Annotated in this window: 23 protein-coding genes; 2 read left to right on the top strand and 21 right to left on the bottom strand. The window is 49.5% G+C overall.

Translation table 11 applies throughout. From position 1 onward, the window contains the following. Position 1: 1 nt before the first annotated feature. The 9 genes from HJV72_RS02885 to HJV72_RS02925 form a co-directional block, all read right to left on the bottom strand. Complete coding sequence (locus tag HJV72_RS02885; protein WP_208068507.1) at positions 2-325, bottom strand: hypothetical protein; 324 nt, start codon at positions 323-325, stop codon at positions 2-4. A gap of 47 nt (positions 326-372) precedes the next feature. Beyond that, positions 373-1,704 (bottom strand): peptidoglycan D,D-transpeptidase FtsI family protein, encoded by a 1,332-nt coding sequence (locus HJV72_RS02890; RefSeq protein ID WP_208068698.1) that lies wholly within the window; start codon positions 1,702-1,704, stop codon positions 373-375. A gap of 37 nt (positions 1,705-1,741) precedes the next feature. After that, positions 1,742-3,214: an FtsW/RodA/SpoVE family cell cycle protein gene (locus HJV72_RS02895; protein ID WP_208068508.1), complete on the bottom strand. Its 1,473-nt coding sequence runs from the start codon at positions 3,212-3,214 to the stop codon at positions 1,742-1,744. Positions 3,215-3,222: 8 nt separating this feature from the next. After that, on the bottom strand, positions 3,223-5,373 hold the full coding sequence (locus HJV72_RS02900) for a peptidase U32 family protein (RefSeq protein ID WP_208068510.1): 2,151 nt from the start codon (positions 5,371-5,373) through the stop codon (positions 3,223-3,225). Between the two features lie 38 nt (positions 5,374-5,411). After that, a complete protein-coding gene (gene zapA, locus HJV72_RS02905) occupies positions 5,412-5,825 on the bottom strand; it encodes a cell division protein ZapA (protein ID WP_006441481.1) in 414 nt (137 codons plus the stop codon). A 66-nt stretch (positions 5,826-5,891) separates the two neighbouring features. Next, positions 5,892-6,899 (bottom strand): Holliday junction branch migration DNA helicase RuvB, encoded by a 1,008-nt coding sequence (gene ruvB / locus HJV72_RS02910; protein WP_208068512.1) that lies wholly within the window; start codon positions 6,897-6,899, stop codon positions 5,892-5,894. A gap of 15 nt (positions 6,900-6,914) precedes the next feature. Continuing rightward, the gene (gene ruvA / locus HJV72_RS02915; RefSeq protein WP_208068514.1) at positions 6,915-7,532 is read right to left on the bottom strand and encodes a Holliday junction branch migration protein RuvA; all 618 of its coding nucleotides are present in this window, start codon (positions 7,530-7,532) and stop codon (positions 6,915-6,917) included. Positions 7,533-7,540: 8 nt separating this feature from the next. Then, entirely contained in the window at positions 7,541-8,032 is a 492-nt protein-coding gene (locus tag HJV72_RS02920) for a Gx transporter family protein (RefSeq protein WP_208068516.1), read from the bottom strand. 12 nt (positions 8,033-8,044) lie between these two features. Further along, positions 8,045-8,410, bottom strand: coding sequence for a NusG domain II-containing protein (locus HJV72_RS02925; RefSeq protein ID WP_208068518.1), 366 nt, complete (start codon positions 8,408-8,410; stop codon positions 8,045-8,047). A 200-nt stretch (positions 8,411-8,610) separates the two neighbouring features. On the opposite strand from HJV72_RS02925, the gene HJV72_RS02930 reads away from it, so the two are divergent. Continuing rightward, a complete protein-coding gene (locus HJV72_RS02930) occupies positions 8,611-9,594 on the top strand; it encodes an FAD:protein FMN transferase (protein ID WP_208068520.1) in 984 nt (327 codons plus the stop codon). Between the two features lie 127 nt (positions 9,595-9,721). Here HJV72_RS02930 and HJV72_RS02935 read toward each other — a convergent pair whose 3' ends face one another. The 10 genes from HJV72_RS02935 to cmk all read right to left on the bottom strand — a co-directional run bounded on the left by HJV72_RS02935 (position 9,722) and on the right by cmk (position 18,210). Further along, on the bottom strand, positions 9,722-10,192 hold the full coding sequence (locus tag HJV72_RS02935) for a hypothetical protein (protein WP_243765496.1): 471 nt from the start codon (positions 10,190-10,192) through the stop codon (positions 9,722-9,724). A gap of 156 nt (positions 10,193-10,348) precedes the next feature. Next, positions 10,349-11,140, bottom strand: a complete 792-nt coding sequence (locus tag HJV72_RS02940; RefSeq protein WP_208068522.1) for an RnfABCDGE type electron transport complex subunit B — start codon at positions 11,138-11,140, stop codon at positions 10,349-10,351. 13 nt (positions 11,141-11,153) lie between these two features. Beyond that, entirely contained in the window at positions 11,154-11,744 is a 591-nt protein-coding gene (locus HJV72_RS02945; protein ID WP_208068524.1) for an electron transport complex protein RnfA, read from the bottom strand. Positions 11,745-11,760: 16 nt separating this feature from the next. Continuing rightward, positions 11,761-12,489 (bottom strand): electron transport complex subunit RsxE, encoded by a 729-nt coding sequence (rsxE, locus tag HJV72_RS02950; RefSeq protein ID WP_208068526.1) that lies wholly within the window; start codon positions 12,487-12,489, stop codon positions 11,761-11,763. Between the two features lie 14 nt (positions 12,490-12,503). After that, complete coding sequence (locus HJV72_RS02955) at positions 12,504-13,088, bottom strand: RnfABCDGE type electron transport complex subunit G (protein WP_208068528.1); 585 nt, start codon at positions 13,086-13,088, stop codon at positions 12,504-12,506. Next, entirely contained in the window at positions 13,088-14,017 is a 930-nt protein-coding gene (locus HJV72_RS02960) for an RnfABCDGE type electron transport complex subunit D (protein WP_208068699.1), read from the bottom strand. The genes HJV72_RS02955 and HJV72_RS02960 overlap by 1 nt, the downstream gene beginning before the upstream one ends. A gap of 48 nt (positions 14,018-14,065) precedes the next feature. Further along, on the bottom strand, positions 14,066-15,385 hold the full coding sequence (gene rsxC / locus HJV72_RS02965; protein WP_066576506.1) for an electron transport complex subunit RsxC: 1,320 nt from the start codon (positions 15,383-15,385) through the stop codon (positions 14,066-14,068). A gap of 181 nt (positions 15,386-15,566) precedes the next feature. Beyond that, positions 15,567-16,697 carry a 30S ribosomal protein S1 gene (rpsA, locus tag HJV72_RS02970; RefSeq protein ID WP_208068530.1) on the bottom strand — a complete coding sequence of 377 codons (1,131 nt, stop codon included), beginning with the start codon at positions 16,695-16,697 and terminating at the stop codon, positions 15,567-15,569. Further along, positions 16,678-17,535, bottom strand: a complete 858-nt coding sequence (ispH, locus tag HJV72_RS02975) for a 4-hydroxy-3-methylbut-2-enyl diphosphate reductase (RefSeq protein WP_208068532.1) — start codon at positions 17,533-17,535, stop codon at positions 16,678-16,680. Before ispH ends, rpsA begins: the two co-directional genes overlap by 20 nt. Positions 17,536-17,553: 18 nt before the next feature. Beyond that, positions 17,554-18,210 carry a (d)CMP kinase gene (cmk, locus tag HJV72_RS02980; protein ID WP_208068533.1) on the bottom strand — a complete coding sequence of 219 codons (657 nt, stop codon included), beginning with the start codon at positions 18,208-18,210 and terminating at the stop codon, positions 17,554-17,556. Positions 18,211-18,447: 237 nt separating this feature from the next. Between cmk and HJV72_RS02985 the strand changes: the two genes are divergently transcribed. Next, positions 18,448-19,155: a DUF305 domain-containing protein gene (locus HJV72_RS02985; RefSeq protein WP_208068535.1), complete on the top strand. Its 708-nt coding sequence runs from the start codon at positions 18,448-18,450 to the stop codon at positions 19,153-19,155. An 11-nt stretch (positions 19,156-19,166) separates the two neighbouring features. On the opposite strand, the gene HJV72_RS02990 is transcribed toward HJV72_RS02985, so the two are convergent. Beyond that, positions 19,167-20,399, bottom strand: coding sequence for an NAD(P)/FAD-dependent oxidoreductase (locus HJV72_RS02990; protein ID WP_208068537.1), 1,233 nt, complete (start codon positions 20,397-20,399; stop codon positions 19,167-19,169). After that, a complete protein-coding gene (locus HJV72_RS02995; RefSeq protein WP_208068539.1) occupies positions 20,396-21,325 on the bottom strand; it encodes a MurR/RpiR family transcriptional regulator in 930 nt (309 codons plus the stop codon). The genes HJV72_RS02990 and HJV72_RS02995 overlap by 4 nt, the downstream gene beginning before the upstream one ends. Positions 21,326-21,361 lie beyond the last annotated feature (36 nt).

Below are 21,361 nucleotides of genomic sequence, written 5' to 3' on the forward strand. Positions count from 1 at the left end.
CTTAATCTTCCTGTTCTTTTTCTAATATATAGGAACGGATATCCGTCCCTTCCGTCTCATGATATACCTCTTCTGTTATTTTTTCCACCAGTTCCAGTGCATCATCATAACTTTTCGCGATTCCGACGACAAGATAGTCTTCTTTCGGATAATCCGGCTGCAGAAGAAGGATGGAATTAATAATCTCCAGATGATTTTTTTCATTCCCGGACAGCACGATCAGGTGAATGCTCACCTGGAATTTATTGCTTTCCAGCTTTTTTATTATTTTATCCTTCTTCTTTTTAAGCCCTTCCGTAAGGTAGATATGCCGGTAATATTTCATCTTTCTGTACCTCTCTTTGCCGCTTATGCCCCTGCCCGATAAGCATATTAATTATAATAGGCGTCGAACACCTGCTTCGCGACATTGACTGCTTTGGCCGAACCGTCGGAAGCTTCTATGATTACGCTGATCACAAGATCCGGATTGTCTACATTCGTCATGCCGATGAACCAGGAATGGTCTTTTTCTTTGTCCGAGCTATATTCCGCAGTCCCTGTCTTTCCGGCCGCCGTATAGCCCTGTCCGCTCAGCACGGACGCCGTTCCGTACTGTACCACATCCGTCATGTATTCCTTTAGCTTCGACGCCTCCCCAGCGGTCATCAGCGTTCCTGCCTTCTCTGGTTTGTTTTCATCCACGACAGACCCTGAATAATTGGTGACCGCTTCCACCAGATAAGGTTTCATGAGCGTGCCTCCGTTCGCTATCGCAGAAGTAATCAGAGCCATATGGTATGGACTCACCTGCGTCTGCCCCTGCCCCATGGCTGTCATCATCTTCTCTCCGTCGGAAGCACCTTTCTTCAGCGTGAACTTGCTCTCGCTGTACGGAAGATCGGAAGGCAGCTTGGAGTCAAAGAGCAGCTCTTTCGCCGTAGCCCGGAACTTGCCTACGTCCAGTGACAGTCCCATATTAGAAAATGACGCGTTGCAGGAATATGCGATAGAATCTGCAAAGTCCACCTGCCCGTGTACATGATTATTAAAACAGTGGATGGTGAGTCCGCCGTGTTCTATGGCACCGGTACAGTTGTAACTGTAATTCGCATAATCAGAGTGTTCCCTCATATATTCAAGGGCAGTTACCACTTTAAACGTCGATCCCGGCGCGTACTGTCCCTGGGTCGCCCGGTTCAGCAGTACGCTGTCTTCACTGGAGTTCAGGGATTCCCAGTTGTCCGCTACTGTATTAGGGTCAAAATCCGGCTTGGACACCATGGCAAGAACCTTTCCCGTACTCGGCTCTATTGCCACGACCGCTCCCTTATAGCTTCCGAGCGCATCGTAAGCAGCCTCCTGCAGCCCCGCGTCCAGCGTAGTGACAACATTGTCCCCCATATTCTTCTTGTCCTGGAATTCATTTTTCAGCTTTTCCAGGAAAAATGCATTCGAAGTAAGAAGTTCAAAATTCTCTAACGATTCCAGCCCTGATTTGCCCTGTACGCTGTAGCCGACCACATGGGCGAACATGCTTCCATACGGATACTCCCTCGTCTCGCTGCCGTCTTCTGCCACATTCGTCTGTGCGAGCACATTACCGTTCTTATCCAGAATCTTGCCCCGGACTACCCGCTTGGCATAGGAGTCCTGCCTGGCATTATATGGGCTGCGTATGATATCCCTGCTCTTCACTACATTGAAATATGCGATATATCCCATCAGAACAAGGAACAGACCTACGAATACATAGGTGACTCTAGCGAACTCTTTGTTTCGGGCGCGCTTTGCCTTTTTCCGGCGCTTGTCTGCCTTGTTGGCCTCTTTGCGGTCTTTGCGGGACATCTGCCGTTTTTCTTCGCTTCTTTTTAACTTCTTGTCCGCTTCTCTTTGCTCGTAGCCTTTCCTTTTTCTTTCTTTCAATATCTTCTTCCTCATCTTCTCTTAATATATACAGCCCCTGGATGATTGCAAACATAATCATCGTGCTAAGTAAAGAGCTCCCTCCGTAGCTGACCAGCGGCAGCGTGACACCTGTAGACGGTATGAACTTTGTCACGCCTCCGATGGTCAGGAATACCTGGAATATGTAGCACGTCCCAAGTCCAAGGGCCACCAGCTTATAAAACATGTTGTGAAGCTGCATTGCGATATTCAGAAACATCACGTAGCAGCTGACGCAGATCAGGATAATGCAGAGGGCAAATATGATTCCCATCTCTTCTGATATGACGGAAAAGATAAAGTCCGAATCGGCAACCGGAATCAAGTCCGGTTCCCCCTGACACAGGCCAAGCCCGAACCAGCTCCCCGTGCCGATGGCGAACAGAGACTGCGCCACCTGATATCCGCCATTGTCGTAAGCTGCAAAAGGATCCCTCCAGACGATGACACGTGTCCGTACATGGCCAAACAGATAATATGCTCCCACCGATGCCACGCTTCCGGCCCCAAGCCCCGCCAGTATATAAAGCGGCTGCCTCGTCGCCACATAGAGCATGACGAGATATACGATAAATATGATAAGCGCTGCTCCAAGGTCCTTGGATACGACAAGTATAAGCACATGGAACGCGGCCAGTGCCGTGGTGATGACGATATTCTTAAATTCCAGCGACATCTTGAAGCTGGAAGCCACGAAAAACACGAATATGATCTTGACCAGTTCTGACGGCTGTATATTGATTCCCGCTATCGTAAAGCCCAGTTTGGCTCCGTACGATACCTGCCCGACGACCGCCACGATACCGAGAGATACGATACCCGCTATGGCATAGACCTTCCTCCACTCTGCCAGCTTCTTGAACTTCCGTATGATTACCGGTACAGCCAGGCTGATTGCAATCGCTCCTGCCGCGATGACGAACTGCTTCACCGCATTTGTATAGTTAAGCCTCGTGAGCATGATAAGACCGATACTGAGCAGCATGCACAGATTGTTGACGACAAGCCGTGACACCTTCGGATACAGGATGGTATACAGCAGTATCGTCGCGCCAAACAGCACCACCTGCATCAGATAAAAAGCCAGCAGCTTGATGTCTTCCGTCTCCAGATACATGACGAGAAAGGCAATGATATGGACCATATACATGAGTACGTTCTGCCTGCGCAGCATGCTCTTCTTCCGGTCCGGATCTTGATATCCAAATATGCTGAAGCAGAGATACGTATACATGGTTATGAGTATGATCATCAGATATTTGGACAGCTCAACAATAATATTTACCAAAACTTCACCTACTTCACTCCCCGTTTGAAATGTCCTTTTGTAAAATCCATTTCCGGGGTTCTAATATCTTTCCGTCTTACAAAGGCATCGGTATACAGTGCCGTTATCCTCCGCGTCTCCTGTGCATCTTCTGTCGTAAAGTCGAGGCGCAGGGCCGAAGGTGCAAGAGCTTCCACCTCTTCCCGCTGGTTCAAAAGGACAAGCGGCGAAGTGTTATAAATTATATTATAACAGTATGCACAGCAATTTTTAACCGCGAATTTCTTCTGGTATCTGTCGCTGATATAGGACAGGCCGTCCGAACCGGAACACCGGTCTGCCGTCTTCTGTATGCAGCCCGCCGTTACCATCACAGGCTGATAGCCGTACGCAACGAAGGTCCCGTCGCTTATGCCAAGCACTTTAAGCTCCTTTGCATTCAGTTCCGCCGGAGCCGTGTAAGAATCGATACGCGTCCTGCTCAGAAATTGTTTCGCGTACCGGTTGAATACATAAATATTAGAATCAGAAATCACCTTTTTAGGGTATCCCTTCTTTTCCAGCCATCTTAAGCTTTCCCAGTTACGAATCAGCACGCCGTCGAACAGATCTTGGATGACAGGATATCGGCTCTCAAATAATGCAGCCGTATCCTCCCGGAAGATGTAGGGCAGAGCCACATACATCTCCTTCCCTGCAGCCTGTCCACGGCGTACGAGCCTGCATATGGACTCGCCCGTCCCGTCAAGCAGCAGGGAGCTGTCGGCATAGATGGCTTTGATTCCTTCTGCATTGACTGCCGTCTCAAGCTGCATCTCATCCGAGACGGATACCGTGATGTCTATCGGGCCTCTGCCGCCATCTGTCTTAAGCGTTCCACCCGCAGGGGTCTCTTCCTTAGGCCGGAGCGCTTCTGACTTTCGCCGGTACGACTTCAGCAGCGCCTCTTCAAGCAGACGTATGCCGTCTCTCCTCAGTTCATTTAATGCCTGCATCGGAAGAAATATGCTCTCGTCCATATGAACTGCAAGCCTGTCAAATGCAAACTGCGTCCCGCCGGTCTTTCTCATCTGCTTATCTACCCGCTCTGGGCTGAGCGGCTGCTTTACCGCCTGTTCAACTGCCGCTCCTTCGCAGGCAGCCGTATGACCATTATATTCAAGCTCCAGTTTAGCACGTTTTCCTTCGGAAAGTATTAATTTCCCATTAATTTTTTCTTTTATTCCGAACGCAGGATACGATGTATCGCCTTCCACGCCTTTTAGCCTGGAATAGGAAATCATATCCCTGCCATTGTGCCGCTTATAGTACCCGTTACAGTATCCCCGCCTTCTGTAAGCCGCATACAGACGTTCTCTGTCCCCATCGTCTACGGCATACCGCTCTTTTCCTCGTTCATAGTAGAGGTCCGTATATTTCCGATACATGCTTACTACCGTATATACATAATCCGGCTGCTTCATACGGCCTTCTATCTTAAAAGAATCGATTCCGGCCCCTGCAAGTTCCGGTATCATATCTATCGTGCACAGATCCTTGAGGCTCAGCAGTCCGGCAGGTTTCCCGCCGTGGACGCTGTAGGGCAGCCGACATGGCTGCGCACACTGGCCTCTGTTGCCGCTTCTGCCTCCGAGCAGACTGCTGAGGAGGCATTGTCCCGAGTAGCAGTAACAGAGCGCCCCGTGTACGAAGCACTCTACTTCCATGTCCGTCTCTTGCTTTATCTTCCTTATCTCTGCAAGAGACAGTTCCCTGGCCGGTACGACACGCGACACGCCCTGCTCCTTCATAAGCGCGGCACCCGGCGCTCCGGTGATTGTCATCTGTGTGCTTGCATGAAGGGGAAGACCTGGAAAATACGCCCTGATATACTCTGCTACTCCGATATCCTGCACGATGACTCCGTCAAGCCCCTGCCTGTAATACGGATTCAGATAACGGTACAGATCGTCTATCTCCGAATCCTTCAGCAGGGTATTCACCGTAAGGTATATTTTTCTTCCGTGTATATGCACATGATCGATGGCCCGAAGCAGCTCTTCTTCCTCCGGATTATCCGCATATGCCCGCGCCCCGAAACGGGGGCCTCCCATATACACCGCATCTGCACCTGCAGCAACTGCGGCATTCAGGCTGTCCACCGATCCGGCGGGAGCCAATATTTCCACTTTATTATTCATTGATATGCGCCCTTTAAAAAAGGCTGTCCGCCGACAGCCTATTTCTTATGATTATTTTTCATTTCCGTCTCCAGCTGAACAATCTTCATCTGAAGCTCCTTGTTCTCCTCTTTCAGCTTGTCCATCGTCTTTTCTGCATTTTCCAGCTTGATCTGGACTGAAATCAGTTCATGTTTCAAATCGTACATCTCTTTGTCTTTTGCTTCGATATCGCTTTCCAGCGTACCGCCTTGTTTCTTAGCCTTAAAATAATCATCGGCTATGTTAAGGGCCAGCAGGACGCTTCTAGTCTCCGCACTCTGTTTACGGTATCCTTCGCTGCTGCTGCACTCCTCGATCTTATGATTCAGATAGGTGGAAACCTTCTGCAGATACTCCTCACTCTCGAAGCCGCTCAAAGTAAACACCTTGCCCCCTATTAAAACTTCCGTAAAATTTTTAGATGATGCCATAGAAGCCTCCTCTGCCTTTCATTCATACTCTGGTAATATTATAAACTAATCTCTCACAAAAACCAACTATTTTTCGTTATTTTCCCTCGAAATTCCAAGATGGAGGTAAGCAGCCTCTGTGACGACCCTTCCTCTCGGGGTCCTCTGGATAAATCCGTTTTTCAGCAGATATGGTTCGTAGACATCTTCGATTGTGCCGGCATCTTCCCCGACTGCCGCAGCCAGAGTGTCAAGCCCTACGGGACCTCCCTGGAACTTATCTATCATAGTAAGAAGAAGCTCCCGGTCCGTCTGATCCAGCCCTTCCTTGTCCACATCGAGCAGATCAAGTGCGTAATTGGCCACTTCTTCCGTAATATATCCGTCATATTTCACCTGTGCGAAGTCACGCACCCTCTTAAGCAGCCGGTTGGCAAGCCGCGGTGTGCCGCGGGAACGCCTTGCCAGCGCATATGCGCCCTTTTCGTCTATGCCGACGTCCAGCACCTGTGCCGAACGAAGTATAATCGTCTTCAGTTCATCCACCGTGTAGAATTCCAGCCGGTTGACCACGCCGAACCGGTCCCGGAGAGGCGCCGTCAGCATACCTGCACGGGTCGTCGCGCCGACCAGGGTGAACTTCGGCAGATCAAGGCGTATCGACCGTGCTGTCGCACCCTTGCCGATCATAATATCTATGGCATAGTCCTCCATTGCAGGATACAGCACTTCCTCCACCTGCCTGTTCAGCCTGTGGATCTCATCTACGAAGAGCACGTCGCCCTCCTGGAGGTTGTTGAGTATCGCTGCCATCTCTCCCGGCTTTTCGATTGCCGGACCTGACGTTATCTTCATATTCACATCCATCTCGTTGGCGATGATACCTGCAAGCGTTGTCTTTCCAAGCCCGGGCGGCCCGTAGAACAGCACATGGTCCAGTGATTCCCCTCTCTCCTTAGCAGCTTCGATATATATCTTCAGCGTCTCTTTTGCTTTTTCCTGCCCAATGTAATCCGTAAGAAGCTGCGGACGCAGGTTATTTTCTATCTTGATATCTTCTTCCAGATTCTCTGTGGTGATTATTCTCCTGCTCATGATTCTCCCCTTATGCTAATACATCATATACTTCAATGCACCCTTCAGCACTTCTCCTACTTCCATATCCTCGGTGATATCTACCTGTTTTACCGCTTTGAGCGACTCGGTGCTGCCATATCCGAGCGCCACGAGTGCCTGGACTGCCTCACTCTGCACTTCATTCGCCCCGCCTGCAGCGTAAGCCGCAGGCTGACTGTCCCCATGAGCTGCGTGTTCCAGAACGTCCTCAATGCTCAGCTTGTCCTTCAGCTCCAGGATGAGCTTCTCCGCTGTCTTCTTCCCGATTCCGGGGGCTGCCTGTATCGCTTTGACGTCATTAGATATCACCGCAAATCTCAAATCATCCGGGGACAGGGCCGACAGTATGCCAAGCCCGCCTTTTGGCCCGATGCCGTTGACACCGATGAGAAGCCTGAATATGTCCAGATCGTCCTTGGTCAGGAAGCCGAACAGCTGCATCGCGTCCTCCTTGACGTTCAGATAGGTATGTATCTTCACTTCCTCACCTGCCGCGGGAAGCAGGCTCATCGCCTGCCCTGACATATAGATTCCGTATCCCACTCCGCCTACATCCACGATAACCTTGTCCGCCTCGACAGCGGCAAGTTCTCCTCTTATATATGATATCATAGCTCCTCCTAGAAATTGATATTGACAAGCCTCTTCAGCATCCCGTCCGCCGCGATTCCGATCAGAAGCCCTGTGGCAAGCCCTGCGATGAGCAGCACAGGTATATAGTATATGACACTGAACGTCTCCACCACGACCATGGCAATAGCAAGCTGGCCGATATTGTGGCACACGCCGCCCGCTATACTGATTCCAAGAATGCTGAAGCCGCCTCTCTTCCTGAGCAGGGCCATGACGGTCAGGCTCAGAAGCCCTCCGGCGAGACTGTATATGATGCTGAAATAGTTTCCAAAAATAAATCCTGAAAGCACGACTCTCACGACAGACAAGAGATAAGTCTCCTTCAGGCTCATCTTATATAATGCAATTACGATAATCAGATTGGCCAGTCCCAGCTTGACTCCCGGAACGCCTATATGAAATGGAATCAGCGTCTCCACATAGCTGAAGATGAGAGCCAGCGCAGTAAAGACACCGAAATAAGCCACCCTGTTCTTCACCCCGGTATCCTCCTAATTGGTCACAGCGTCAAATTCACTTTCTTCGCTGCTCTCCACCTCGACTACGACTTTGTTCGGGAGGCAGATGATGTTCTCATGATTCATAGAAACCGCTTTCTGATGCACACAGAGCTGGTCGGGGCAATCAGCGCTTATCATGCTCGCTTTGCCGTTCTTGATCTGAAGTATGTTCGTCCCGCCGTTGATGCTCACTTCCCTGTCCTCAGACAGGCTGTATGTCCCTTCAATCTCTCCATTCACCTTCACCGTGACACAATTGGCCCCTCTGCCCCCGACGACCTGATGAAGCAGAAAAGCGCCTCCGGCGACACATACGATAATAAGGATAAGAATCCAGTCTTTTTTCTTCAACTTCATTTTCAATATACCTGCCTTTTCTCTCTAAAAACTATTCTAGCACAAGAAATCCCGCCCTGCAACCACATGTTCGATTGCATAAGTCTTTATTTTATTGTATTCTAATGTGAGTGCAGCAAACAGCAAGAATGCTGCTTGCAGACATTGGAGGATGTTCTATATAATAATAATTAGAAATAAGTATAAATATGAGGTGTTTTATGAAATATAAGAAATTTGTCTCTATCATCACTGCAGCCATGCTGCTTGCGACCGGCTGTTCCGGTCTCCCGAAAGAACGGGAGAGCCAGACCTATACCGACACGTTATTTGACACGGTCATCTCGGTCCAGATCCTGGATTCTGTGGACGAAGATGTACTGAAGGGCTGTGAGACGCTCTGCAGGAAATATGACGCCATGTTCTCCCGCACCAACGAGGACAGCGACATCTCCCGCATCAATCGGGCAGGTGGCGCTCCTGTGGAAGTGTCCGACGAGACAGTGAAGCTCATTAAAAAAGGAATCTATTACAGCGAGATGTCTGGCGGCGCCTTCGATATCACGATTGCTCCTGTCGTCAGCCTGTGGGACTTCCAGGCAGAGGAGGCGTCTCCCCCGTCACCGGAAGATGCGGCCGCGGCGGCCAGCCATGTCAGCTATAAGAACATTGTCATATCAGACAATAAGGTCTCGCTGTCAGATCCCGGGGCCGGAATCGACCTTGGAGCCGTCGCAAAGGGATATATTGCAGACCGCCTGAAAGATTACCTCGAAAAACAGGGGGTAAAGCATGCCCTCATCAATCTGGGTGGGAACGTGCTTGCCATAGGAACGAAGCTGGACGGTACGGATTATAATATCGGCATACAGAAGCCATTTGACGAAAGCGGCAATCCTGTTACTTCCGTCAAGATTGCAGACCAGTCCGTCGTCACGTCAGGCATCTACCAGCGGTATTTTAAAAAGGACGGCAAGATATACCATCACATACTGGATCCCCGTACGGGATACCCGTGTGACAATAATCTGTACAGTGTCACGATCATAACCGATTCATCCCTGACCGCCGATGCCCTGAGCACCACATGCTTCCTGCTCGGCTATGACAGAGGCATGAAGCTCATCGATCAGCTTGACAATGTGGATGCCGTATTCATTACGGATGACAACGAGATACACTATTCCAAGAACTTTCAGAAATAAGACGAAGCAAAAAGGCCGGAGTCCGCGTACATATGCACGCAAGACTCCGGCCTGCTTTTTGTCCGTAATCTATAAGCCTATGGCCTGCCGGAACGCTCGGTACGTGATGAAGCATTCACAGCCTCCTCTAATAGTACCTGTAGGAACCGATAGCTGCCACTCCAAATATGACGAGGAAGATAATTGCAAGGATGATTGCGATGCCCATGATTATCAGGTATGCACGACAGTAGTTCCTCCTGTTGATATTACCGTTCTTTCCAAATGCCCATACAAAGTAGAGGATAATTCCCACACAGGGAATGAAAGTCATAATCAGAATGGTAAGCAGCCAGTCCCCCATCGTCATCGGGCTCTGGTCCATGCCCGTGCCGTAGTTCGTATTGTATCCTTCATTATTACCGACGTTATAATTATAATTGTCCTGATAGCTGCTCTGGCCGCCCTGGCTGTAACTTCCGCTATATCCTGCATTTGGATCCGTGTATGTATACTGGGCGCTCTTTGGTTCCGTATCCTGCCCTGCGGCACTCTCATCATTCCGGGAAGCCGTCTCTTCCTTCGTATTCTCAGGCGTGTTGTCTAAGTTGTTATCCATTGTGATGTCCTCCTAACTCATATTATCAATATTCTATCATGGAGGTTATATAAATGCAAGAAGAGCCGGAGCCCGGCGGAAGGAATGCTCCTTCACGCAGGGAACCGGCTTTTCTTGCCGTATCACGGAGACGTACACCTTATTGCACCATGATACCTACAGAATAATCTTCTTTGGACATTTTGCCGCGCAGGCGCCGCAGTTCGTACATTTCTCAGAATCTATGTATGCGATGTTGTCTACGACCTTGACCGCGTCAAACTGGCATACCTTCTCACACATCTTACAGCCGATACAGCCGACGGAACAAGCTTTCATGACATCCTTGCCCTTATCTTTCGAGCTGCACTGTACCAGATGCTTCTGCTCATATGGAACAAGCTCGATCAGATGCTTCGGGCAGGCAGCGATACACTTGCCGCAGGCTTTACAAGCCTCTTTGTCTACGACGGCAATGCCATCTACTATATGAACCGCGTCAAACGGACATGCCTTCACACAGCTTCCTTCGCCGAGGCATCCATAATTACAGGACTTCGGCCCGCCATTCTGCATCATGTTCACCATAACACAGTCATTGATGCCGTGATACTCGTAATCCTGCTTTGCCTTCTCGCACGTACCGGCACATTTTACAAACGCGACCTGGCGCACCTGTTCTCCGGCCTCCTGCCCCATGATCTCGCCGATCTTGGCGGCCACCGGGGCACCTCCTACCGGGCAGGCTCCTACTTCGGCTTCCCCTTTTACGATTGCAGCGGCAAGGCCCGAGCACCCTGCATAGCCACAGCCGCCGCAGTTGTTGCCGGGAAGGACTCCCATGATGGCTTCCTCGCGCTCATCTACCTCTACTGCAAATTTCTTTCCTGCAATCCCAAGGAACACACCAATGAATAATCCGGTGCCGCCTACGATTACAGCAGCCATTATAATACCTGTTACACTCATCGTTAGCTCCCTCCTATATAAGTCCGGAGAATCCGAAGAACGCAATCGCCATAAGGCTCGCGGTAATCAATACAATCGGAGTTCCCTGGAAAGATTCTGATACGTCATTATACTCAATTTTCTCCCGGATACCTGCCATTATGACAATGGCAAGGGCAAAACCTAATGCAGTTCCGACTCCGTTAATTACACCCTGCAGAACAGAATATTCCTTCTGTACATTTGTAAGCGCAACACCGAGGACCGCACAGTTTGTCGTAATGAGCGGAAGATATACGCCGAGCGCCCGGTACAGGGACGGAACGGATTTTTTAAGGAACATCTCCACGAACTGTACAAGACAGGCGATAACAAGGATAAAAACGATAGTCTGCAGATACACCAGCTTTCCGCCCATTATCGCCTTATTGGACAGAATGAACTTGTATATCAGGCTCGTTACGAACGATGCAATCGTAATAACAAAGACAACCGCTCCGCCCATCCCGGCAGCGGTCTCTACCTTCTTGGAAACTCCAATGAACGGACAGATTCCCAGGAACTGGCTGAGTACAACGTTATTAACAAGTGCTGAACCAATCGCTATAATAAGTAATTCTCTCATGATCTATGTACTCCTCCTATTCTTTCTCATTTCCTGCCGGGAAAACTTTTCCGCCACATGCACCGTTCGTACATGATGCGCAGCCTTCTCCACAAGTTGCCGCTTCAACTTCTTTCCTGCCCTTCTTCGCCGCGTTCCGCTTAATTTTGTTCTGGAGAGCAGTCAGCCCTGCAAGCACAAGGAAAGCGCCCGGTGCAAGGATAAATATCGTAACCGGTACATAACCTGCTTTGCCGGTAGCGCTGTCGGCCAGCGGAATCAGCTGGAATCCGAACGCTTTGCCGGATCCGATGATTTCACGGACGACGCCGATTGCGGCAAGCCCTACCGTGAATCCAAGCCCCATACCTATTCCATCGAAAATAGACGGAAGCACCGGATTTTTGGACGCGTAGCTTTCTGCACGGCCAAGGATGATACAGTTGACTACGATCAGAGGTATATAGATGCCAAGCGCGTCATAAAGGCTTGGAACAAAGCCCTCAAGCAGGAACTGTACGATAGTTACAAATGACGCCACGACCACGATAAACGCCGGGACTCTGACAGAATCCGGAATAATCTTTCGCAGCATAGCTATCAACATATTGGAAAGCACAAGTACGACTGTCGTAGACAGGCCCATACCTACACCGTTTATTGCGGATGTTGTTACCGCAAGGGTTGGACACATACCTAACATCAGGACGAAGGTAGGATTTTCTTTGACCAAACCGTTAAACACTCTTTCGGTACATTTATTCATCTCACACTACCTCCTTAAAATGCATTCTGGTAATACCCGAGAGCAGCGTTGACAGCTCCGGTTACCGCTCTTGATGTAATAGTTGCTCCGCTCAATGCATCGATAGGCTCGCCGTCACCGCCATCCTTGGACACGACGAATCTGTCTGTCTGTTTTCCTTCATACTGCTCATAGAATACAGGCTCCGTCGCTTTCATTCCAAGTCCCGCGGTCTCACTGATAGAAAGGATCGAGATACCGCTCACTGTCCCATCGCTGGTGATGCCGACCGTTATCTTGATATCACCGCCATAGCCTTCCTTGTCCGTCGCCGTGACGATATATCCGGCTTCTCCGCCCTTGACCTCACAGACTTCATCAATCTCAGCCTTCACGCCCAGATCTTTGATAGCCTTCTCGGCCGCTTTCGCATCCACATCTATCTCCTCAAAGTCGCTGGATGACGCTTCCGGGAACACTTCCTGCCATGCCTCTTTTTTCGCAGCGTCCTGAGCCTGGGCAATCGGCTCTTTTGTGATTTCATATACGAAACCAAGGCCGACTCCTGAGACAAGAGTAATCAATGTAAGGATAATTGCATTTTTAACAATTTTATTCATTATTTTTCTCCTCCTTTACCGAACGGTTTTGGAAGAGTAACCTTCTCAATCAACGGAACAAAAAGGTTACTGATGATAATCGCGTAAGAAACACCCTCTGCAGAGCCGCCGAACAGACGGAACAGCCCGGTCAGTATTCCAAGCAGAGCGCCGTATACGAGCTGCCCTTTCTTGGTGATTGGTGACGTGACATAATCGGTCGCCATGAACCATGCGCCGAGCATGAGGCCGCCGCCGCACAGATGGGCAGTAATGTACTGCACATCAAACAATCCGACATTTGCATTGCTGAATTGTCCGAATATGCCGATAAAGATTACAAATGTGACAATATATGTACCAGGAATACGAAGGTCGATTGCTCCAATCAGTATCAGGAAGATAGCCCCGATTATAATTGCAATCACGGAAGTCTCACCTATCGTCCCGGGTATCGTGCCGACAAGCATCTTCATGGAATCGACAGACTGGCCGTCTTTGAGCATCGCCAGCGGTGTCGGCCCCGTCACGCCGTCATAGATGTATGTAGTCATCTGCCCGGTAAAGGATATCAGCAGGAAACATCTTGCTCCAAGTGCAGGGTTCATGAAGTTCTGTCCGAGCCCTCCAAAGAGCTGCTTTACTACCAGGATACCGAACACGCTTCCGAGCGCCCCCATCCACCACGGAGCAGACGCAGGCATGTTAAGCCCGAGCAGAAGCCCTGTTACGACAGCACTGAAGTCATTGACCGTGACTTTCCTGTGCATTAACTTTTCGTAAATGTACTCTGTCAAGACTGCCGACACCGTCGTGCTCAAAAGCATGATAAACGCAGGCAGCCCGAAGTTCCATACGCCGAACGCTGACGCAGGCAGCAGAGCGATTGTCACACACAGCATAATATTGGCTGAAGTGACTCTGGAACGTATGTGTGGTGAAGATGACATTTTTATATTGTTCTCCACGTTAGTTCACCTCTTCCTCTCATTTCTAGTTTATTTTTTCTTGCGGTTAGCCATCGCAATTTTTCTCATAGAACCAATGGACTGCTTCAGCGGACGTTTTGCCGGACATACATAACTGCATGAACCGCATTCCATACACTCAAGCCCTTCCTGTTTCGTAAATGCCTCTTCATCGTGATGCTCCGCATAATCAGCCAGCCTTGAAGGAATCAGCCTGCTTGGACAGGCGTCCACGCAGCGGCCGCAGTTGATGCATGCAGTCGGTTCATACTTGGCAACCTCATCCTTTGTAAGGCAGAGTATCGATGAATTCGTCTTCGTAACCGGCACATCCAGCGTAAACATCGAGAATCCCATCATAGGTCCACCTGATATCACTTTCTCAGGCTCTTCCTTGAATCCGCCTGCCGCTTCAATAAGCTCAGCCTGGTTCGTACCGAACAGGACTTTAAAATTGCCCGGCTCGTTTACAGCATCTCCGCTCACGGTTACGACACGGTCAATCGACGGCCTGCCTTCGGCTACTGCCTGATAGATGTTGATCATCGTCTCCACATTATCCACCACGCATCCCGCGTCTGCCGGGAGCATAGCTGAATTGATGGCTCTCCCTGTCGTCGCATAGATGAGCTGACGCTCACCTCCCTGTGGGTACTTCGTCTTCAGCGCCATCACTTCCATCCTCGGCTCATCTTTAGTCAGCTCCCTGAGCTTCTCTATGCAATCCGGCTTATTGTCCTCCACGCCGAAGATTCCCTTCGCGTTATCAAACAGCTTAAGGACCATCTTCATGCCTCCGACAATCTTCTCCGGGGTTTCTATCATACGTCTGTAGTCCGCAGTTATGTAAGGCTCACATTCCGCGCAGTTTGCAATAATATAATCAATCTTGTCCGGCTCCTTCGGCGACAGCTTTACTCTTGTAGGGAATCCTGCACCTCCCATTCCGACGACTCCTGCTTCTCCGATTGCGTTTAATATGTCTTCTTTTGCCATCTCTTCCAGAGGCTTTGCAGGCTTATACACAACTTCTTCATACTCGCCGTCATTCTCAACCACGATACAATTCACCGTTGCTCCTGTCGGATTCAGATGCGGCTCTATCGCCTTGACTGTTCCGGACACAGAAGAATAGACCGGTGCGGACACAAATCCTCCGGCTTCCGCTATCTTCTGCCCTTTCAATACACGTTCACCCACCTCGACAATCGGACTGGCAGGCGCTCCGATATGTTGGGAAACCGGATAAACCAGATCACCTTTCGGATTTACTTCGACAATTGCCTTATCTTTCGCCAGGCTTTTGCCGTCATCCGGGTGTACGCCACCCTTAAATGTTAACAATGCCATCCCTTTTTTCCTTCCTTCCTATTTTCTCTTTATATACTATACAAGAAAATGCCCGCTTAATCCAGTGAATACAGGCAATTCTTTGTATATTTCCAAGAACATCTTGTCGAAATTTTAACATATAAAAGATAGAGACTATACAGTCTCTATCTCCTTATTTCGACATGGATCATATGCCGCATTATTCTTCAGTAGTCGTCTCCTCGTATGTCTCTGGCGCATCTTCCACAACTTCTTCTACACTTTCCTGTACTGGCGTGTCCGGTTCCAACGCTTTCATGCTGAGGCTGATCTTCTTTTCCGCCTCGTTCAAATCCACGATTTTGGCTGTAATCTCCTGTCCGACAGACAGTACATCCGACGGTTTGTCTACGTGCGCTCTGGATATCTGTGATACATGAAGCAGTGCATCCACGCCCGGCGCAAGTTCTACGAACGCACCAAAGTCAGTCATCCTGGCTACTCTTCCTGTAATACTCGTTCCGACCGCATAATCCTCAGATGCATTGGCCCATGGGTTTGTCTCCGGGAACTTAAGGCTCAGCGCAATCTTCGTATCGTTGATATCCTTAATCAATACCTTGACCGTATCTCCCACCTGGAATACTCTCTTCGGATTCTCTACGCGTCCCCATGACATCTCTGATATGTGAAGAAGCCCGTCAACACCGCCTAAATCGATAAACGCCCCGAAGTCTGTCACATTTTTAACAGTTCCTTCGACCGTATCGCCGATCTGAAGCTTCTCAAACAGCTCTTTCTGCTTTTCTGCCCTCGCAGCGACAAGAAGCTGTCTCCTGTCACCGATGACTCTGTTTCTTCTCGGATTGAATTCACTGATGACAAACTCAATCTCCTGATCCTGATATTTGCTTAAGTCTTTCTCATAAGTATCTGATACAAGGCTCGCAGGGATAAAGACTCTTGCCTCTTCAATTACGACACTTAAGCCGCCGCCGAGAATCTGTGCAACAGGCGCTTTCAGAACTTCTTTGTTCTCATAAGCCTCTTTCAGTCTTTCATTGCCTTTTTCGGCCGCCAGCCTCTTATATGTCAGCAGCACTTGACCTTCACCGTCATTTACCTTTAAGACTTTGGCCGTCATCTCATCGCCGACAGAAACCATAGTAGTAAGATCGACGTTCGGTTCATTCGTATACTCGCTTCTTGTTATGATGCCATCCGCCTTGTAACCTATATTCAAGATAATTTCATCCGGCTTCACATCGATGACCGTACCATCTACTACCTCACCGTTTCTGATTGTCTTAAAAGACTCGTCTAACATTTGTTCAAAAGTTAATTCCGACATTATTTTGAACCTCCTCAATTATTTTATTGGGCGTGGATGCCCCTGCTGTAATACCTACTGTTTCCACGGACCTTAATTGATTCATATCCAAATCGTCAAGTGTCTGTATATAGTACGTATCCTTACATGCATCGCTGCAGATTTCAAATAGCTTCTGAGTATTGGAACTGCGCCTGTCACCGATGACAAGCATCGCCTCTACTCTGTCTGCAATGTCCCGCGCTTCTTCCTGGCGCTCCTTGGTTGCATTGCAAATCGTATTTAAAACAATTATATCATACCCCTTTTTTACGATAATTTCAACTAAATCTTTGAATTTATTGTAATTAAATGTCGTCTGCGCCACAACGCAGATCCTGCACTCTCTTTCTTCTATAATAAAGTCTTCCGCTTCCTGTGCATTTTCGATGACCGTGACGTTATCTCCCGCCCATCCTCTGATGCCTTCCACCTCCGGGTGCGCGCTGTTTCCTATGATGACGATGTGCGCTCCTTTGCTGCTTTCTTCCGTTACTATATTATGGATCTTCTTCACAAAGGGACAGGTCGCGTCCACATAGGCAATTCCTTTTTGGTCAAGCCTGTCGCAGACCGACTTCGGCACGCCATGGGACCGGATGATTATGATTCCCTCATCGATGCGGTCCAGCTCTTCTTCCGTCTCCAGCACTTCCACGCCATGCCGCCTCATATCTTTGATGACTTCTTCGTTGTGGATGATGGGGCCATACGTATATATCTTCTCTCCTTTATGCAGCCGGATCTGTTCATACACCGTTTCCACCGCCCGCTTTACGCCAAAGCAGAAGCCTGCAGTTTTCGCCAGTTCTATTTTCATATGTTCCTTCCTCTTCTCTTAACGGCACAGTCGGATAATCGCCTCGACAACTTCCGGTATCGTCATGTCCGAGCTGTCGACGAGAACCGCATCTTCTGCCTGTTTGAGCGGTGCCGTCTCGCGCGTCATGTCGCGCCTGTCTCTCTCTTCTATGTCCGCGGCTATCTCGGAGTACACACAGCCGACGCCCTTCGCCTTCAGCTCCTCATAGCGCCGCTTCGCCCTCGTCTCCACACTCGCCGTAAGATACACCTTCACATCCGCATCCGGCAGCACACATGTCCCGATGTCTCTTCCGTCCATGACAACATCTTGCTCTGCCGCCAGATTACGCTGCAGCTTAAGCAGCTTCGTCCGCACTTCCGGCACGGCCGAGCTCACGGAAGCCATATTGCCTGCTTCTTCCGTACGAAGTCTGGACGTAATATTTTTCCCGTTCAGATATACCTGCTGTACCCCTTCTTCATACCGGATGGTCACATCCGCGTCTTCACATGCTTCTATAATATTTTCCCTGTTGGAAGGGTCAATCCCTCTGTCCAGAAAATGTACTGCCAGCCCCCGGTACAGTGCGCCGGTATCCACGTAGATATATCCCATCTTTTTCGCCACCAGCTTGGCTATCGTACTCTTTCCGGCGCCTGCCGGTCCGTCAATCGCTATGTTATATCCCATCTTAACTCCTCGCCTGTTCATACTTCCATTTTTATATGGGCTTTCCTATATACTATCCATCGGATTACTTATAAATATGATATGTCTGACCCAATGCATTCAGTATATCGTACTATCTTACGATGGACAAGTATTTTTTACGGATAGCCGCATGATCCGTTCCTTTCGTATACGGCTTTCATCCTATTCTACATACTTGCGGTATATTTGGGCATGTTAATCATATGGAGGTTGGTTATGAATAAAAAGACAATTTACTGGACAAGCGGTATTATCGCTATACTTATCATCATCCTGCTGATCGTCTGGGCCGCTTTCGGCAGAGACAGCAGCACGCGCTCGAACGACGACATCCCCCGGGGACCGGCCGCAGAGCAGGCCCTCTCCAGCTATCTGGAAGATCAGGACATCCTTATGGATAAAATGATGGAAGATATGGAGCATGTGCAGCCGTCCGGCAACGCTGCCCTGGACTTCCTGAACGGGATGATTCCCCATCATGAGGCCGCCGTATCGATGTCTGAAAGTTACCTGGAGTATGGTGGCGCGGATAAGGAGCTGAAAGAGCTGGCCAAATATATCGTCCGCATACAGAAGGAAGAGATTGCGCAGATGCAGTCCTACATTGATGAATTGGAAACAGACGGGACCGAGGATCCTGAGCAGGAACAGGCTTATCTCGAAGCATATGAGACGATGCTCTCTTCCCACCACTCTGCCCATTCCTCACACGGTACCTCTGCCAATGTAGAAGCCGCGTTCGCAGAAGGAATGATCATGCACCATCAGATGGCGGTAGAAATGGCACAGGCTGTCGTAGGTAACACGGACAGCGAAAAGGTGACCACGCTTGCAGAAAACATCATACAAGCACAACAGAATGAAATCACTCAGATACAGGAAATTATGAAAAGGCTGTCGGACGGCACACACAGCCATCACTAGCTGGTCTGGAGTTAAACAGGTATGCCTTTCCCCGCCGCATAGCCGGTGGACCAGGCAATCTGCAGATTAAAGCCGCCGGTCAGCGCATCCAGATCCAGCACCTCCCCGGCAAAATAAAGCCCCTTTACAAGCTTCGATTCCATCGTGCCCGGGTCGATTTCTTTCGTCCGGACGCCCCCCTTCGTGATGACCGCTTCCCGATAGTCACGAAGCCCGGTGAGCGTGACCGGCAGATGCTTTATGAGGGATACGAATCTGAGACGCTCTTCTTTCGTGATTACATTGACCTTCTTGTCAGGATCGATGCCGCTCAATCTTATCATTACCGGAATAAGCTTTGCAGGAAATAATCTTCCGACTGCATTTTTAAACTGCCGGTTCAGATTCTCTTCAAAGTCTCTGCACACACGCTGGTCCAGCTGCTCCTTTGACAGCGCCGGCTTCAGGTCTATCTGAAGCTGCAGTTCCCTGCCTTTAAGCTTCTTTCCCACATAGCTGCTGGCCGTAAGCATGAGCGGGCCGCTCACTCCATAGTGGGTGAACAGCATCTCCCCAAAGTCTTCATACAGCTTTTTCTTCCCGTCATAAATGGATGCGCTTACATTGCGCAGAGAAAGCCCCTGAAGCTCTCCTATCCATTCTTCTTTGCACTCCATCGGTACGAGGGACGGCATACATTCTGATACCGTATGCGCAAGACTTCTGGCAAACCGGAATCCGTCTCCGTCCGAACCGGTAGACTGGTATGACAGGCCGCCTGTCGCGACGATGCAGGCATCCCCTGCGGCTTTTGTCCCGTCTTCCAGCACAATCTCTTTAAAATGTCCTTCTTGCGCCTCTATATGCTTCACCGCCGTCCTGAGATGCACGTGTGCCCCAAGCCGCGCCAGTTCCCTCTCAAGTCCGCGGATGACGTCAGAGGAACGGTCAGAGGCCGGAAACACCCTGTCTCCTCTTTCCACCTTCGTCCTCACGCCGATCCTCTCAAAAAATGCTATCACATCTTGATTTGTACAGCCGTAAAAGCTGCTGTATAGGAACTTGGAATTACTTACGACCGCGTCAAACAGCCCGTCCATATCACAGGCATTCGTAATGTTGCATCTTCCCTTTCCCGTGATGAACAGCTTCTTTCCAGACCTGTCATTCTTCTCATATATGTGGACTTCATGCCCGTTTTCCGCGGCCGCGATACCTGCATACATGCCTGCCGCACCACCGCCTGCTATCAATACCTTGCTCATTGCTGTCCCTTGCCCATCTCCTCCGAACCATTCAGTTCCACTTTATTCTTTACCATATTCAGCTCGTCCTTGCTGTACACCTGATACTCGTCCCATATCTCTTCCAGCGTTTCAAGCGTCGTTATCACCTCGTTCTGCTTCTTCATGCAGAGGGCGACAACCAGGGCATTGACTACGCTTAAGGGGGCGACAAGCGAATCAACGATGGATGCCATATCGCTTCTTGCAATCAGATTGCAGGAAGAGTACAGGTTCATCGGAGAATGGATGCTGTCTGTCAGCGTAATCACCTTAGCCTTGCGGTTGCTGGCAAATTCCAGTGCCTTCAGCGTCCGCATGGAATACCTCGGAAAGCTGATGCCGATAATAACATCCTCTTCACTGATACGTATAAGCTGTTCGAATATCTCGCTGGAGCTGTTCGTGTTCACCGCTTTGACGTCAGGGCAGATCAGATTCAGATAAAAGCTCAGGAAACTGGCCAGCGGCGCACAGCTCCGTATACCGATGACATAGATACGCCTGGCATTCAATATCGTATCCACTGCCATCTCAAATGTCTCGTGGTCTATCGCCCCCATCGTCAGCTTTATCTTCTCAATATCTGACTGGAGCACCGTATTCAGTATCTCTCCCTGGCTGATTCTCCCATAGGTCACTTCCATCCTCTGGATAGAATTGAGCTTCGTACGCACCAGCTCCCCAAGCGCCTTCTGAAATCCCGGATATCCTTCATATCCAAGAGCAGTGGCAAACCGGACGACCGTGGACTCGCTGACGCCCACTTCTTCTCCCATCCTGGCCGCCGTGAGAAATGCGGCCTTGTCATATTCCTCACGGATGAATTCAGCCAGTTTCTTTTGGCCCTTGCTGAATTTCGCATATTTTTCATCTATCTTCTGCAACAGCTCATTTTTGCTTCCCATGTCACATATTCCTTTTCTCCAATATTTCGTAACAAT

This window comes from Extibacter sp. GGCC_0201 (assembly GCF_017566055.1).
Classification (GTDB): domain Bacteria; phylum Bacillota; class Clostridia; order Lachnospirales; family Lachnospiraceae; genus Extibacter.

Bases quoted from the DNA above. Each gene is read 5' to 3' on its own strand.
- ispH (WP_208068532.1), bottom strand. From the start codon at position 17,535: ATGAAAATAGAACTGGCGAAAACTGCAGGCTTCTGCTTTGGCGTAAAG.
- HJV72_RS02955 (WP_208068528.1), bottom strand. From the start codon at position 13,088: ATGAATAAAATTGTTAAAAATGCAATTATCCTTACATTGATTACTCTT.
- HJV72_RS02985 (WP_208068535.1), top strand. From the start codon at position 18,448: ATGAATAAAAAGACAATTTACTGGACAAGCGGTATTATCGCTATACTT.
- HJV72_RS02900 (WP_208068510.1), bottom strand. From the start codon at position 5,373: ATGAATAATAAAGTGGAAATATTGGCTCCCGCCGGATCGGTGGACAGC.
- rsxC (WP_066576506.1), bottom strand. From the start codon at position 15,385: ATGGCATTGTTAACATTTAAGGGTGGCGTACACCCGGATGACGGCAAA.
- HJV72_RS02940 (WP_208068522.1), bottom strand. From the start codon at position 11,140: ATGAGTGTAACAGGTATTATAATGGCTGCTGTAATCGTAGGCGGCACC.
- HJV72_RS02935 (WP_243765496.1), bottom strand. From the start codon at position 10,192: ATGGATAACAACTTAGACAACACGCCTGAGAATACGAAGGAAGAGACG.
- rpsA (WP_208068530.1), bottom strand. From the start codon at position 16,697: ATGTCGGAATTAACTTTTGAACAAATGTTAGACGAGTCTTTTAAGACA.
- ruvB (WP_208068512.1), bottom strand. From the start codon at position 6,899: ATGAGCAGGAGAATAATCACCACAGAGAATCTGGAAGAAGATATCAAG.
- HJV72_RS02995 (WP_208068539.1), bottom strand. From the start codon at position 21,325: ATGGGAAGCAAAAATGAGCTGTTGCAGAAGATAGATGAAAAATATGCG.
- zapA (WP_006441481.1), bottom strand. From the start codon at position 5,825: ATGGCATCATCTAAAAATTTTACGGAAGTTTTAATAGGGGGCAAGGTG.
- HJV72_RS02925 (WP_208068518.1), bottom strand. From the start codon at position 8,410: ATGAAGTTGAAGAAAAAAGACTGGATTCTTATCCTTATTATCGTATGT.
- ruvA (WP_208068514.1), bottom strand. From the start codon at position 7,532: ATGATATCATATATAAGAGGAGAACTTGCCGCTGTCGAGGCGGACAAG.
- HJV72_RS02945 (WP_208068524.1), bottom strand. From the start codon at position 11,744: ATGAGAGAATTACTTATTATAGCGATTGGTTCAGCACTTGTTAATAAC.
- HJV72_RS02930 (WP_208068520.1), top strand. From the start codon at position 8,611: ATGAAATATAAGAAATTTGTCTCTATCATCACTGCAGCCATGCTGCTT.
- rsxE (WP_208068526.1), bottom strand. From the start codon at position 12,489: ATGAATAAATGTACCGAAAGAGTGTTTAACGGTTTGGTCAAAGAAAAT.
- cmk (WP_208068533.1), bottom strand. From the start codon at position 18,210: ATGGGATATAACATAGCGATTGACGGACCGGCAGGCGCCGGAAAGAGT.
- HJV72_RS02960 (WP_208068699.1), bottom strand. From the start codon at position 14,017: ATGTCATCTTCACCACACATACGTTCCAGAGTCACTTCAGCCAATATT.
- HJV72_RS02890 (WP_208068698.1), bottom strand. From the start codon at position 1,704: ATGGGATATATCGCATATTTCAATGTAGTGAAGAGCAGGGATATCATA.
- HJV72_RS02885 (WP_208068507.1), bottom strand. From the start codon at position 325: ATGAAATATTACCGGCATATCTACCTTACGGAAGGGCTTAAAAAGAAG.
- HJV72_RS02990 (WP_208068537.1), bottom strand. From the start codon at position 20,399: ATGAGCAAGGTATTGATAGCAGGCGGTGGTGCGGCAGGCATGTATGCA.